11 protein-coding genes are annotated in these 14,980 nt (G+C 53.8%); 5 read left to right on the forward strand and 6 right to left on the reverse strand.

The annotated features are described in order from the left end of the window. The first annotated feature begins 452 nt into the window (after positions 1 to 452). Positions 453 to 2,456, forward strand: coding sequence for a ribosomal protection-like ABC-F family protein (gene abc-f, locus ATHL_RS12620; RefSeq protein WP_062194349.1), 2,004 nt, complete (start codon positions 453 to 455; stop codon positions 2,454 to 2,456). Between the two features lie 41 nt (positions 2,457 to 2,497). Here abc-f and ATHL_RS18940 read toward each other — a convergent pair whose 3' ends face one another. The 3 genes from ATHL_RS18940 to ATHL_RS12630 all read right to left on the reverse strand — a co-directional run bounded on the left by ATHL_RS18940 (position 2,498) and on the right by ATHL_RS12630 (position 5,833). Continuing rightward, positions 2,498 to 2,641 (reverse strand): hypothetical protein, encoded by a 144-nt coding sequence (locus ATHL_RS18940; protein ID WP_162787703.1) that lies wholly within the window; start codon positions 2,639 to 2,641, stop codon positions 2,498 to 2,500. Further along, positions 2,641 to 3,123: a ClbS/DfsB family four-helix bundle protein gene (locus tag ATHL_RS12625; protein WP_062194351.1), complete on the reverse strand. Its 483-nt coding sequence runs from the start codon at positions 3,121 to 3,123 to the stop codon at positions 2,641 to 2,643. The genes ATHL_RS18940 and ATHL_RS12625 overlap by 1 nt, the downstream gene beginning before the upstream one ends. A 265-nt stretch (positions 3,124 to 3,388) precedes the next feature. Continuing rightward, positions 3,389 to 5,833, reverse strand: coding sequence for a glycoside hydrolase family 94 protein (locus tag ATHL_RS12630; protein ID WP_062194354.1), 2,445 nt, complete (start codon positions 5,831 to 5,833; stop codon positions 3,389 to 3,391). A 205-nt stretch (positions 5,834 to 6,038) separates the two neighbouring features. Here ATHL_RS12630 and ATHL_RS12635 point away from each other — a divergent pair, with 205 nt between their 5' ends. Then, complete coding sequence (locus ATHL_RS12635) at positions 6,039 to 7,667, forward strand: glycoside hydrolase family 13 protein (protein WP_062194357.1); 1,629 nt, start codon at positions 6,039 to 6,041, stop codon at positions 7,665 to 7,667. A 116-nt stretch (positions 7,668 to 7,783) separates the two neighbouring features. Here ATHL_RS12635 and ATHL_RS12640 read toward each other — a convergent pair whose 3' ends face one another. The 3 genes from ATHL_RS12640 to ATHL_RS12650 are packed head-to-tail and all read right to left on the reverse strand — an operon-like array spanning position 7,784 to position 10,133. Next, positions 7,784 to 8,482, reverse strand: coding sequence for an ABC transporter ATP-binding protein (locus ATHL_RS12640; protein WP_162787704.1), 699 nt, complete (start codon positions 8,480 to 8,482; stop codon positions 7,784 to 7,786). Positions 8,483 to 8,537: 55 nt separating this feature from the next. Beyond that, complete coding sequence (locus tag ATHL_RS12645) at positions 8,538 to 9,182, reverse strand: ABC transporter permease (RefSeq protein ID WP_062194364.1); 645 nt, start codon at positions 9,180 to 9,182, stop codon at positions 8,538 to 8,540. 18 nt (positions 9,183 to 9,200) lie between these two features. Then, positions 9,201 to 10,133, reverse strand: coding sequence for an ABC transporter substrate-binding protein (locus ATHL_RS12650; protein ID WP_201797977.1), 933 nt, complete (start codon positions 10,131 to 10,133; stop codon positions 9,201 to 9,203). 550 nt (positions 10,134 to 10,683) lie between these two features. On the opposite strand from ATHL_RS12650, the gene ATHL_RS12655 reads away from it, so the two are divergent. The 3 genes from ATHL_RS12655 (at position 10,684) to ATHL_RS12665 (ending at position 14,972) form a co-directional block, all read left to right on the forward strand. Continuing rightward, positions 10,684 to 12,606 (forward strand): ABC transporter substrate-binding protein, encoded by a 1,923-nt coding sequence (locus tag ATHL_RS12655; RefSeq protein WP_062194367.1) that lies wholly within the window; start codon positions 10,684 to 10,686, stop codon positions 12,604 to 12,606. 93 nt (positions 12,607 to 12,699) lie between these two features. Then, the gene (locus ATHL_RS12660; RefSeq protein ID WP_062194371.1) at positions 12,700 to 13,707 is read left to right on the forward strand and encodes an ABC transporter permease; all 1,008 of its coding nucleotides are present in this window, start codon (positions 12,700 to 12,702) and stop codon (positions 13,705 to 13,707) included. A gap of 14 nt (positions 13,708 to 13,721) precedes the next feature. Next, positions 13,722 to 14,972 (forward strand): ABC transporter permease, encoded by a 1,251-nt coding sequence (locus ATHL_RS12665; RefSeq protein WP_062194373.1) that lies wholly within the window; start codon positions 13,722 to 13,724, stop codon positions 14,970 to 14,972. Positions 14,973 to 14,980: the final 8 nt, after the last annotated feature.

A 14,980-nucleotide genomic window follows, 5' to 3' on the forward strand; every position in this document is an offset into this window, starting at 1 on the left:
CTTTTATCCGTTGCATCGTTTCTAACCGGGTGATCTCTTCTTTACTCATCGCTAGTAGTTCGTCCATTCCCTTTCTCGTCCCTCCCATGGGGACATTTTAACTTTGCACAAAGGGGACTTTACTACTTTGCACTAACATTACCCGGGCCATTCCTTGACTTTTTTTCGCATTCCATGATACACTGCACTGGCAACCAATAATTTTCAGAGGTCGATTCGAAAATGACGTACTTCAGAGGAATTCAGATGCTGGTTCTCGCCGTAAGAGGCGGAGCGGTTTGCGATTCCTTCTCGGAGTGCGTCTGCTGACCTTACAGCTATACGAAGCTAAAGTCCTGGCCGCGGCGCACTTGCCCGCGGCCTTTTCTTTTTCTCTTTCACCCTTCCGCTGGCCGCGGACACGCCCGACATAGCCACCTGTTGGAACCTTTTTAACCGATTGGGAGCATAGTATGTCTATCCTTAATACCGAGAATCTGGGGCTTTCCTTTGGGGCGTTTGATCTCTTCCGCGGTATCAACGTCTCCATCGCCAACGACAGCAAAATTGGCCTCATTGGACCGAACGGCATTGGTAAAACCTCTTTATTACTCATCCTCGCGGGCATCAGCCAGCCTACGACCGGCAAAGTGCATATCGCCCGCGGAAAGCGTATTGGCTACCTGAGGCAAGAAGCCGTGGATGCTTTCGCCAATCGTTCCAATACGGTCTTTGCTGAAATGCTCACCGTTTTTACCGCTCTACAAAAGCTCCAGGCACAACTTCATACCTTCGAAGACCAGATGGCAGCCGGTGATCATTCCCCGGAGACACTTGAAAAATATGGTCACCTCCAGGCAGCCTTTGAGCAGGCAGGCGGTTATGAATATGAATTACACATCCAGCAGACCCTGGAGGGGCTGGGGCTGGGGAAAGATACCTGGAACCTGCCCCTCGATCACCTTTCGGGCGGGCAGAAAACCCGCGCCCTTCTGGCACGCCTGTTACTCGAAAAACCCGACCTGTTGATGCTCGACGAGCCCACCAATCACCTGGATATTGAAGCCATTGAATGGCTGGAACACACTCTCCACGATTGGGAGGGAGCCATCCTCATCGTCAGCCATGATCGCTTCTTCCTGGATAACACCGTGAATACAATCTGGGAAATGACCCGTTCAGGAATCGAGGTATACCGGGGAGATTACAGCGCCTATCTCCTGCAACGGCAGGAACGCTGGGAATATACCTGCCGCGTCTTTGAAGAAGAAAAGGCCCGATTGCTCAAAGAGATGGATTTCATTCAACGCAACTGGGTACGCGAAAGTACCCATGCCCGCGCCCTGGGGTTGCTCAGGCGTGTAACCCGTGACCTGGCCATTGTGGAAAATTTCGGCATCATGGCTCTGCGCAGTGGCCGGAAGTGGTCCGAACTGGATCTACACGCCGACCGCCCGCTGGACGTGATCGAGGCCATTCGGCGGGTCAATGCCCTCTCCCTCGAAAGCCAGCGCCCACCGGCCATTCGCCCTCGGTTGCCCAATGCCCAGGAAAGCGGGACCATCGTCCTGCGTGTCCATGGGGTGGTCATCGGCTACCCTCAAAAAACGTTGTTTTCTATCCACGGCTTAGAAATGCGCCGTGGACAATGTGCCGCGCTGATTGGCCCCAATGGGAGTGGGAAAACCACCTTCCTTAAAACCCTTCTGGGCCAGCTTCCCACCCTCCGTGGAGAAATTCACCTGGGGGGGAGCCTGAAAATTGGCTATTTCGCGCAGGCTCACGACGGACTGAACCCTGCCCATACTGTGCTGGAAGAATTATTAAAAGCCAGAGAGATGGATCAGGAACAGGCACGCACCCTTCTGGCCCGCTACCTCTTTCGCGGAGATGATGTCTTCAAGCAGGTAGGAAGCCTCAGCGGCGGAGAACGTGCCCGCCTTGCTCTGGCCATCCTGGCACTCGAAGGCGCCAACTTCCTCCTGCTCGATGAACCCACCAACCACCTTGACATCCCCGCCCGCGAGGCCCTCCAGGAAGTACTGGAAGCATTCAAAGGCTCGATCTTGCTCGTCTCTCACGACCGCTACCTGATCGACCGCCTGGCCACGCACATCTGGGAGATCAAAGAAGGCCAGTTGCAGACATTTGCCGGGTCTTATCGCGAATTTGTTCTGCGGCGCACCCCGGCTTCAGAATCCATGGCTGCCCCGGATCGGACTCTCCTGCTTAAACCCAGGCCACTCGTGCGTGATAACAGCAAAGAAACCCGCCTGCGGATGCAATCCCTGGCCATGCTTGAAGAGCGCATCCATGAAGCTGAGCGAAGTATTCAAAGCCTCTCCAGAGAAATGCAAAAAGCCGCTCAGGCCCAGCAGCACGAACGCGTCCATGCCCTCAGCTGGGAGATTGCCCGGGTGCAAAATACACTCGATGATCTGATGAGCGAATGGGAAAAACTCGCCGTTTCTTCGTAACCCCGGGGGCTGCCCTTCAAAAAATGACGGGCGGCCCCTGCTCAACCCGCTCGTACAATCGGCGCATCGATTTTTCTCTCGGCCAGGCTCCCAGATAAAAAACCATCCCACCCGGCCTGCTCAGCATGCCGGGCCAGATCTGCCCCCATGCGCGCATCTCCCCATGGCATAACGAATCCCCACATTATGGTTGAGCTCCTTTTCTCTCATTCCGCCAGATGATCAGATCCGGGATATGCTCCGCATAATGGTCATAGCTGTTCCAGGCGATGTAATGTGCAAAGGGCTGTCCGCCACACCAGGCAAACCGCAATGGGTCAAAAAGATCAACTTCAGGGGCCGTTTCAGCCTGCGTGCGCAGCGCTCTGAAAGCCTCCTCCTCCGCCAGGAGAACCTCGCGAAGAGGGCGATCATGGTTTTCAGCAAAGATCCTGGCATTGGTTTCATCCACATTCTCAATTTTTTCGGGTGTTTTCCCGTCAGCCAGGGTCGGGTAAAGCGCTTTTGCCCATACCTCCCAGCTTTCAAAGTGGGCAAGTAAATCCTTAACCGACCAGCCATTCGACAAAGCCGGTGCCAGGAATTCTTCTTCAGAGAGCCCCTCCAGAAGTTTTTTCAGGTCTGCCCGCCCGCCATCCATCTTTTCCAGCAATTGTGCGCGATTCATAGCTCATCCTTATTTTTGGCCAAAGATATAGTTTCACACTCATCTATTGTAACCAATCCTCCCATATCGGGTCTTTGATCATGGGTAAAAAACAGGAGACACGCATCTGCTCTTCAGGGGGCGCTTCCTCTCCACGCTCCTTATCAAATGGCACTCTTCTCCAGGATAAATGCAGGAACGGGTTTATGGGGGAGACAGCAAAAAGGACGGGTGCACTCCCCGCCCTGACATGAAAAGAGGAATACAACGTATAAAGCGAAAACGTTCAACCGAGTTCCACTTCCACATGGTGGATTCCATCGGTGAATACCGGCAACAGGTTACCCTCAAGCGGCATTCCGTCCACCGTAACCGAAGCCACTCCCCTGCAAACATGTCGTGGATTCCGCACCGTAATCCGATACTCCCCTCCGCGGAAGCGCCGCACTGCGGTGAAACCCTCCCAGTCCGCCGGGATACAGGGATCAATTCGCAGACCATCCAGCTCCGGGCGAATCCCCAGGATCCACTGGCTCACGGCCACATAGTTCCATGCCGCAGTGCCCGTCAGCCACGAATTTTTAGCCTCGCCATGGGTAGGGGCGTCGCGTCCGGCAATCATTTGAGCGTAGACATACGGCTCACAACGATGCACCTCGCTGATCTCCTCACGCCGGGAAGGATTGATGCGCTGATAATAATCAAAAGCCCGGTCTCCCTGCCCGAGCAGAGTCTCAGCAATCATAATCCAGGGATTGGTGTGGCAGAAAATGCCTGCGTTTTCCTTATAACCGGGCGGGTAGGAAGAAATTTCACCCAGGTGGAGGTAATAGCGAGAATACGCCGGTTGTTGCAGGATGATCCCGTGAGGGGTGGCCAGCCGCTCGGCTACCGAATCCAGCGCTTTCCTGGCGCGCCCATCCTGCAATCCCAGCCCGGCCATAACACAAATCCCCTGCGGCTCAATGAAAATCTGCCCTTCTTCGCATTCCTTCGAGCCAACCGGCCTGCCAAAGTCATCATAGGCACGCCGAAACCACTCTCCATCCCAACCATGCGCCCAAATCACCTCTTCCATCTTCTTCGCTTCGCGCCGGTAGAGCTGAGCTTCTACAGCCAGCCCACGCCGCTCGGCAATGGCCGCCAGCTCATTGGCCGAAAGGACGAACAAACCGGCAATGAAAACACTCTCGGCGACTTTACCATCCTTGTTGGTGGTGGTCTGAAAGGACTGCCCGGGGGTATCACTGAAACAGTTGAGGTTGAGGCAGTCATTCCAGTCTGCCCGACCAATCAACGGCAGGCCATGCGGCCCCAGGCGCTCGAGCGTATACCGGACACAGCGTTGCAGGTGCTCGTAAAGGGGTGTTTCACTCCCCGGCTGGTTATCATAAGGCACCGGTTCATCGAGGATGGACCAGTCGCCCGTCTCTTTAAGGTACGCCGCTACCCCCAGAATCAACCAGTGCGGGTCATCATTGAAATTGGATCCCACATCGTTGTTACCCCGTTTGGTCAATGGCTGATATTGGTGATACGCTCCACCGCTGGGTAACTGGGTAGACGCCAGGTCCAGGATGCGCTGGCGGGCGCGTTCCGGCACCATGTGTACGAACCCGAGTAAATCCTGGTTGGAATCGCGGAACCCCATGCCGCGTCCGATGCCGGATTCGTAGAATGAGGCCGAGCGTGACATATTAAAAGTGACCATACACTGGTAGGCATTCCAGGTATTCAGCATCCGGTTGGTGTGAACATCGGGTGTCTGGGCCTGATAATTGGATAACAGGCGCTCCCAGTATTTGCGGAGACTTTCAAAGGCCGCTCGCGATTGTTCGGGGTGCAGGTACTTCTCAAGAATGGGAAGCACCGTGCGTTTATTGATGCGTTGAGAGGTGGGGGGGTCAAACTTTTCATCCGGCGGGTTTTCGTGATAACCCAGCAAGAAAATGATCTCACGGGTCTCCCCTGGCTTTAAAGTACAGCGCACATGGTGCACCCCGCAGGGCGCCCAGCCGTAAGCGATGGAATTGGCGCAAATTCCCCGTTCCACCGCCAGAGGCCGATCCCAGCCGCGGTACGCCCCCAGGAAGACGTCACGCTGGGTTTCAAAGCCGGCGTGTTTTTCGGAGCAGGCAAAATAAGCAAAGTGGTTGCGCCGCTCACGATATTCCGTTTTATGGTAAATCACCCCGTCTTCCACCTCTACCTGGCCGGTAGAGAAATTGCGCTGAAAGTTCGTAGCATCATCCCAGGCATCCCACAGGCAAAATTCGATGCTCCCGAACACCGAAAGCTCAACCAGAGCGTCACGGCGATTCTCCAGCCGAAGATGCCAGATCTCCAGATTCTCATCCGGGGGTACAAAATAACACGTCTCAGCATGAACCCCGCGATACGTGGAGCCAATGATGGTATACCCCAGGCCATGGCGGCACTGATAATCCTCAATCTCCCGCTGGACCGGTTGCCAGGAAGGCGACCAGTACACACCATCGGCGTCATCACGCAGGTAAATATACCGCCCGCCCAGGTCAAACGGGGCGTTGTTATAGCGGTAACGTGTCAGGCGTCTCAGCCGGGCGTCCCGGTAAAACGAATAACCACCGGCCGTCTGGCTGATGATGCCAAAGTAATCCTGGCTACCCAGGTAGTTGATCCAGGGCAGCGGAGTATCGGGGCGCGTGATCACATACTCGCGCCGATCATCATCGAAAAATCCGTAGCGCATGGGGTTACCTCCTCCAGGGCATCAACAAACAAGGGGTTCTTTTTATCAATATATCACATTTAAAGCCAAATTGTGAACGGTATCATGCCGTTTTTACCCCATTTTTTCACCCGGATTTATGGTTTAATATAGAAAGAGCATCAGGGAAGTAAAACTTTCTTTCGAATCAGCAGGCTCAGTTTTTCCACAGGTGGAGGAAAATCCAATGGATAACAACCATCTCTGGTGGCGCGATGGAATCATCTACCAGATCTATCCGCGCTCCTTTGCCGACAGCAACGGCGATGGCATCGGCGACCTGGAAGGGATCATTTCTCGATTAGATTACCTGAAGGATCTGGGGATCGATGCCATCTGGCTTTCTCCAATTTACCCCTCGCCGGATGTTGATTTCGGCTACGACGTAAGCAACTATCTGGATATCGACCCCAAATTTGGAAACCTTGAAACCTTCGACCGCCTGGTAAAGCTGGCCCACGAACGCGGAATCCGCATCATCCTGGACCTGGTACTCAACCACACCTCCGACCAGCATCCCTGGTTCATCGAATCGCGGAAATCGCGTGACAATCCCTTCCGCGATTATTACCTCTGGCGCGACCCCAAACCCAACGGCGATCCACCTAACAACTGGCTTTCCTGCTTTGGCGGTAGCGGCTGGGAGCTCGACCCCACCACCGGTCAGATGTACTTCCACATGTTTTACAAAGAACAGCCCGACGTCAACTGGCGCAACCCTGCCGTGCGCCAGTACATGCTGGATGTATTCAAATTCTGGCTCGACCGGGGAGTAGATGGCTTTCGGCTGGACGTCTTCAATGCGTATTACAAAAGCCCCAACTTTGAAGACAACCCCATGGGGCCCATCCGCCCCAGCCTGATGGGACTGCGGGCTTTCGACCGCATGAAGCACATCTACGACATTGACCAGCCCGAGATGATCCCTCTGTTGCAGGACATTCGAAAAATCCTGAATTCCTATGGTGAAACCTACAGCGTAGGCGAAACCTTCATCGGAGGCGCCGATAAAGCCGCGCTCTATTGCGGTGATGACCGGCTCCACGCTACCTTCAATTTTGAGTTCCTGCATTGCCCGTGGTGGGCTCACGCCTTCTACCAGTCTATCACCCGCTGGGAGGGCATCCTATCGGATGAAGCCTGGCCAAATTACGTGCTGAACAACCATGATAATCCTCGCTCGGCTACCCGCTACGCCCGCGGGGAAGAGGATGACCGGCTCAAAGTGGCCGCAGCCCTGTTGCTTACCCTGCGGGGCACACCCTTCATGTACTACGGCGAAGAGATCGGCATGAGAGACATTCCCATCAGCCGCGACCAGATTAAAGATCCATGGGGTCGCCGCTACTGGCCTTTCTTTAAGGGGCGCGATGGCTGCCGTTCTCCCATGCAATGGAACGCCATGCCCAACGCTGGCTTTTCTCCAGAAGGAGTCGAAACCTGGCTGCCTGTTCATTCCAACTACCCCGTCCGCAACGTCATGACCCAGGAAGCCGACCCCGAATCGCTCCTTAACTGGTATAAACGCCTCATTGCGGCGCGTAAAGCCCATCCTTCTTTGCGAACGGGCGCCTTCATCCCGCTCACCGATGGGAAGCGCTTCATTCTGGCCTACCTGCGTCAGGGAAAAGACGAGACGACCATGGTGGTGCTGAACTTCAGTAGCCGACGCCAGCCCTTGACTCTCCCCGGCGATCAGACCGGTCGAAAATGGGAGTATCTCCTCTCCAATAAACGGAGCTCGATGATTCCCGTCGAAGGGCGCGTGATCCCCCTGGAGCCAAACGAAGCTTTGATCCTTCGCGAAGTGGTCTGAAAGTGCTCCGCGCTCACTCTTTGGACCCTTTACCAGGGGCTTCCTGAACTTTCCAGGAAGCCCCAGCACCTGATCAGGCAACAATTTCACCCCGGATTTTTAAACGGCAGATTCCATCATCGGCACTGGGGCCTCACAAACGCCTGCACCCTTTCATTGGCTGGGTTGTGAAAAACCTCTTCCACCGTTCCCACCTGTTGAAGCTCTCCAGATAAAATGACCGCCATCCGATCCGCCAGTATAGCAGCTTCATTCAGATCATGAGTTATAAAAAGAGTGGTGCGATGGTCCTGCTTCAGCAAATCTGCCACATCGTGGATCAGATGATAGCGCGTGGGCTGGTCGAGGGTTGAAAACGGCTCATCGAGTAGAAACAACCGGGGCTCCAACGCCAGTGCTCTGGCCAGGCTCACCCGTTGAGCTTCTCCTCCCGAAAGCTCCCCCGCCCGCCTTCCTGCCAGGGCCTCGATTCCCAGCGCCTTCAACCACCGCTCCACGCGTGCGTGAACCTCTCCGCCGGGCAATCGCCTGAATTTCAAACCCAGAGCTACATTTTCAGCCACCGACATATCCAGTAACAGGGCTTCCTGAAAAACAAAACCCAGCGAACGGCGATATTCCAGTTCATCCCATTCCCTGAACGGCTTCCCTTTGAAATAGATTTCGCCAGATGTTATTTTGAGCAAGCGAGCCAGTACAAGCAGGAGAGTACTCTTCCCCGCCCCATTCGGACCGACCACAGCCAGAGTTTCACCCTCATGAATTTCCAGTCTGCTCACCCACAGCGCCACTCCGTGCTGGCGCCGAACGAGCACATTCTCCATCTTGACTAGCGGCCCTGGTGCTGAATATTCTCCCATCCTCAACCCTTTACCGCCGGGTATTCCTTTGCTGGATCATGGTCAGAGCAAGGTTAATCAGGTACGTAATCATCAGAAGCAAAGCGCTGAGCGCGAAGGCCTTGCCGAATTCCCCTTTGGAGGTTTCAAGCACAATCGCCGTAGTGAGCACCCGAGTTTGTCCACGGATGTTCCCTCCCACCATCATAGAAGCACCTACCTCAGAAATCACCGATCCAAATCCTGCCATCAAAGCCGCCAGAAGCGGTAGACGCGCCTCGCGCCATAAAAGCCAGATCATTTGCCACCTGGAAGCTCCCAACCCTAGAATCTGCCATTGTAACCTGGAGTCCAAAGCACCCAGTGCAGCAGCCGTCAAACCTGTGACTACAGGAAAAGCAATGAGAAACTGCGCCAGAATAATTGCCACTGGCGTATAAATCAGTTGAAACTTTCCCAAGGGTCCATTTCGCCACAACAAAACCGCAATCAACAATCCCACCACCACCGGTGGAAGCGCCATTCCCGTGTTAATCAGACTTAGCAAAAAAGACCGTCCACGAAAACGGCCCAATCCCAACCAGGTGCCCAGAGGCAGGCCAGCCAGCAGGCTGAGAAGGGTTGCACAAACTGAAATCTGTAAGGAAAGCGCTGTAATCTGAAATATCTCTGACATCGTCACCCAGTTCTATTGCTAAGGTAACCCAAACTCTGCCTCATTCTTCCCGGCATCGGGTATAAACAGCGGCTCGCCGAATTGCTCTACCCCAAAAGAACCAATGATAGCCTGTGTGGATGGACGAGTAAGATAGTTAAGAAAAGCCAGCGCCCCAGTGTAATTAACCATCGGCCATCTCTGGGGATTCACAGTAATGACATGATACACATTAAGCAGCGTTGGGTCATTCTCGAACAAGATCTTCAGAGAAAGATTCCCACGATATGCCAGATAAGTCCCCCGGTCACAGAGGGTATAAGCCAGCTTTTGTTCCGCAATCATCAGGGTGGCACCCATGCCTTGCCCACTTTCTAAATACCAGGGCTGGTTCCTGGGGTCAATTCCAGCCTGCTTCCAAAGCTGAAGCTCCCTGGCATATGTGCCCGATCCATCCCCTCGAGAGAGAAAGACGGCCCCCGCATGGGCAATAGCCTGAAATGCCCCTGCGGCATCCTGAGCGTATTGTATCCCTGCGGGATCGTTCTCCGGCCCAAGCAGGACAAAGTCGTTATGCATCACAAACGCCCGATCCTTACCATAACCTTCTCGCATAAAATCCAGTTCCGAATCTGGCGCGTGAACGAGTAAAACATCGGCGTTCCCTTCCATTCCCATTCTTAAAGCCTGACCCGTGCCAACAGCCACTGTCTTTACCAGATAACCGGTTTCTTCTTGAAAAATGGGAAGGAGTACATCCAGCAAGCCAGAATCCTGAGTACTGGTGGTAGTCGCCAGAATCAAAACCGAACCACTGTGAACTGTCGAAGTCGGTACAGAAAGAGAAAAAGGCTTCAGATTTTTCTCTGCATGGGGCAAAGGGTCACAGGCAATAAGAAACAGACCGAATAAACCCAGCAACAGGCAACGCCTCATGGATTCTTTGATCATATAACCGGCCTTGGGACTCATCCAGAGTTAGTTTATAATCGCTCAACAGGGTTGTCAACCTGGAATCAACGGGAACTCACCCCATTTTTAGTTGACTTTTTCATATCCTTGGTGTAAGATAATTTCAGCGGGCTGGTGAACCTTAACAAGGTGGGTAAACAGGCTTCATCCAGGATTACTCTGGTCAGAATTTCGAGAAATCTAACCGGAGCGATGGACAAAGCGTATCCACCAGAGTCTTTCTTCGGTTAGTTCGCCAGCCAGACTTTTTTCAGGGTTTTCCATTTTCAGCATGAGCCATGGTGTATGATCCGCACCACTCATCAACCGCCTGGAGAGGATCAATACAGAAAGCCAACGAGCCCATCTGGAAAACAACAGGATGTACCAAAACCTCTGGCATGCCCAAAACAGAGTGAGAGCAAACCGGCTCCGCCTCATTTCGGCCCGGGGTGCTCTTATTTTTCTGTGGGGTCTGATATAAGTTGTGAAAGGAGGTGGTCAACCGGTTCTATTCCCCCTGTCGTTTTAACCTGTCTTTCTGTCGAAATTCGAAAAGGAGAAAGAAGAAATGAAACGTTTGAGTCTGATTTTTTCAGCCTTGCTCGTGTTAAGCATGGTGCTTTCAGCATGCGCTCCGGCAACGCCCACACCGGCGGCAGAAGTGCCCACGGAAGCACCCACCAAAGCGGCACCCACGGAAGCCCCCACCGAGGCTCCAACAGCCGCTCCCACCGAAGCTCCCGCTGAAGCGGCTCCGGCTACAGCCGCATCCCTACCGCGCAAAGAAACCCTGTACTTCAACGGGCAGCAATGGGGCCCGGTCGTTTGCTGGAACCCTTATTCCTCAAACTGCAACAACGCTATGGCGATTGCCCAGCAAGACAACGCGCGCGTCACCATGTTTGAAACACCATACCTGTACAACATGCTTGACGGCAAGCAGTATCCTTTGCTGGCCGATGGCCCCTGGACGTGGAATGAAGACCGCACCGCGATCACCTTCAAGATTAAGAAGGCCGCTCATTGGAGTGACGGAACACCGGTGACCGCTGAGGATGTAGCCTACACCTGGGCCGCGCACGTTAAATACAATACGGCAACAGGCGCCGCCAATAAAGATTACATCGATACCATCGAAGCGGTTGATCCGCAGACCGTGGTCATCAAGGCCAAACTGGGCCCCGATGGCAAAGCCATCAACCCTCTGATCGTGGCCGCCTATGTGAGCAGCAACTACGTCCTCCAGAAAGCCTGGACGCAGAAGCTGGAAGAGCGCTCCGGTGGTGACCCGGCCAAATTCATGGCCGATACCGCGGAAGACGTGGTTTACTCCGGCCCCTATCATAAATATTTTGCCGATGACACCAAGGTTGTCCTCGTCCGCGACGATAACTACTGGGGCCAGGATCCTTCCATGTGGGGCAAGCTCCCCGTCCCGAAGTACCTCGCGCACGTCATCTATAAAGACAACGCCGCTGGTACTACCGCTCTGAAGGCTGGTGAGGTGGATGTTAGCCAGCAGTTCAACGCCAACGTTCAGGATCTGTGGCTCAAAGACGGATTACCCATTTCCACCTATCTCCCCGATCCTCCGTACAACATTGGCGCAAGCCTCCCGACGGCTTTCTTCAACCTTGCCTCCTACGGCCTGGATCAGCTCGCTGTTCGTAAAGCGATTGCCATCGCGGTGGATTATGACACCATCATCGCCAACGCCATGACCAACCAGTCGGCTACTTTCACCCAGGTCCCGCGGTCTCTCATGAACCCGACCCCCGGTGAACAGGCCCTCTACGACCATGACGCCGTCAAAGACCTGCAGTGGACGGGCAACGATGTCGAAGGCGCCAAGAAACTGCTGGATGAGGCCGGAATCGTCGACAAAGATGGCGATGGGTGGCGCGAATACAACGGCAAGAACCTGCACTATGTCGCCACCTGCCCCAATGGCTGGTCCGACTGGCAGGCCGCCATCGAAGTAGTTGCCGCGGCTGGCAAGAAGATCGGCATCGACATCACCACCAACTACCCCGAATGGTCCGTTTACCAGACGGTGGTCACCAACTGGCCTCTCCCCGAAACCGGCTATGACATCTTCATGATGTGGAGTGACGGCGCTGGCCCCACTCAGCCCTGGGGACGCATCCGCCATCTGATGAGCTCTGAATTTGCTCAGACCACCAACAACTGGAATGGTAACTGGGGCGGCTACAAGAACCCCGCAGCCGATGCTCTGATCCAGAAGATCCCCACGCTGACCGATCCGAATGAGATTAAGGCAGCTTACACTGAACTGGTCAAGATCTACCTGACCGACATTCCATCCTTCACGCTCATGTATCGGCCTCAATCGTTCCATACCGTGAACGAGAGCGTCTGGACGAACTTCCCGCACCAGGGTGACGGCACCAACCCGCCCGTTCCTCCGCTGGACCTGACCGATGGTTGGAGCATTGCCGGGCTTTACAACCTGAAGCTGGTCAACCCATAACCATGAAGTAGTCTCTGTAATAAACAGCCATGTTCTGCCAAAAGCAGAACATGGCTGTTACCTTATAATATAATAAGGTAAAAAGGAGGCGCTGTGTCAAAAGGATATTTTAGGTACTTCCTGAATAAGCTTGTATGGTTGTTCATCACGGCTGTTTTTGCCTTCGTGTTGAATTTTATCCTGCCGCGCCTGATGCCAGGAGACCCTGTGGCGGCCATCACGGCAAGAATTGCTCAGGGCATGTCCAATTCGACCGGGATGAAAGAAGTTTACGAACAATACGCCACACTTTTTGGAACCAACAGACCCCTTCTTGAGCAGTTTTTCCTCTACGTCCGTAATGTGTTACAGGGCAACTTCGGCAGTTCTTTCAGCCAGTATCCCAGACCCGTTGCAGATATCCTCAAATCTTCCATCCTCTGGACAATTGGCCTCCAATTCCCGGCCATCATCGTCGGCTGGCTGATCGGTAACACCCTTGGGGCGCTGGCGGCCTACCTGAAAAAAGGTTTTGACAAAGTCCTGATGCCGATAAGCATTTTCATCAGCAATTTCCCGGCCTTTGGCATGGCGATCATTTTAATGGTGATCTTCGCAGTCGACCTTAAATGGTTCCCCACCTCTGGCGGATACGGCTTCGACATGATTCCCAACTTTAGCTGGGATTTCATCGTATCCGTCATCCATCATTACCAGCTTCCGTTCTGGTCTATTGTGCTCATCGCCATTGGCGGTCAGGCTATTGGGATGCGCTCTATGTCCATCTACGAATTAAACGCCGATTATGTGAAATACAGCCGCTTCCTGGGAATCAAGGACAGCACCATCGTCAGGTACGTTTTCCGCAATGCCATGCTCCCCCAGATCACCGGCCTGGCGCTCTCCATCGGGACAATGGTCGGCGGCGCGCTGGTGGCTGAAATTGTGTTCAGTTATCCGGGTCTCGGGTATACGCTCTTGAATGGTGTCATGGGGCAGGATTATCCGTTGATTTCAGCCGTCACGCTGATTATCACCATCATGGTATTGCTTGCCAATTTCCTGATCGAAATTGCCTATGGTCTCATCGACCCGCGTATTAAAGCGGCCCAGTCAGAGTAAGGAAAGATCTAGCCATGAAACATACTCTTCAACAGATTTTCCGCTCCGGCAAATTCGTCACGGGTTTTTCCATTTTTACGGCCCTGCTGCTCATCGTGATCTTCTACCCCCTCATCGTCAGAGATGATCCACTGGCCAACATCGGCCAGGGAACGTTCTTCCCCCCTGGCGTGTACGTCAATGTGTATGACAGTATCAATGCACCACCTTATATTCTCAACCTGAGCGATGCTGCCGCTAAACGGGTCGCCAGCAAACTGGGCAACCAGGAACGCAAAGATCTTAAAGAATGGCTCGTCGCCGCCGGGATTCCAGAAGATGAGATCGACATCACCGACACAGCAAAGCTCCTCGATTTGTGGGAAAAGAATTACGACCCCACCAAAAACATCCCTGGAATGACCCTCGCCCGGCAGAGGTATTTTCAAAGGCTTAACGCCTCACTCCAGGGCATTTTATCCGTCGAAGGAATTACCATTGCCAACCCGAATCCCCAAACCGGCGCCCTCGAAGCGGTGAAAACTGTTCAACAGGCCGATTATGTCAATATCAGTCAGGTACCCAATGTGCGGGTTCTGGCACTTGGAACCGATAACTTCGGAAGAGACGTACTGACAGAGCTGGTAAAAGCCACCGGCGTATCTTTACAGATCGGCATCGTCGCTGGCATCATCGCCACCCTCATCGGCCTGATCCTTGGGTTACTGGGAGGATACGTAGGGGGGACGGTAGATGACATTATCATGTTCATCACCAATCTCTTTATCGTGATCCCCTCTTTTGTGTTACTGATCTTAATTTCCTTCAGTATCGGCCAGGAAAAACGCGGAGCCTTTACCATCGCAGTGGTTATTGGGTTCACCTCGTGGGTCTGGACGGCCAGAGCCGTACGCTCACAGGTGATCTCCCTGCGCGTCCGCGACCATGTCAACCTGTCCAAACTTTCAGGGCACTCCATTCCCCACATCATCATCAATGATATCCTCCCTTACATTGCTTCCTACGTGGTGATGGCCTTAATCCTGCAAATTTCTTCGGGCATCCTGGCAGAAGCGGGCCTGTCCATCCTTGGGTTGGGTCCCCGAACCACCGAAGTACCAACCCTGGGTCTGATGATGAACTGGGCAATGATCTATCAGGCGCAGATTCTGGGTAAATGGTGGGCATACCTTCCGGTCCTGGTGACCATCGCACTCATCACATTCTCCATGAACCTGATGAATACCGGTCTGGATCAGGTGTTCAATCCTGCACTGAGAGAGTAGGTGACCGA

Source organism: Anaerolinea thermolimosa (genome assembly GCF_001050195.2).
Classification (GTDB): domain Bacteria; phylum Chloroflexota; class Anaerolineae; order Anaerolineales; family Anaerolineaceae; genus Anaerolinea; species Anaerolinea thermolimosa.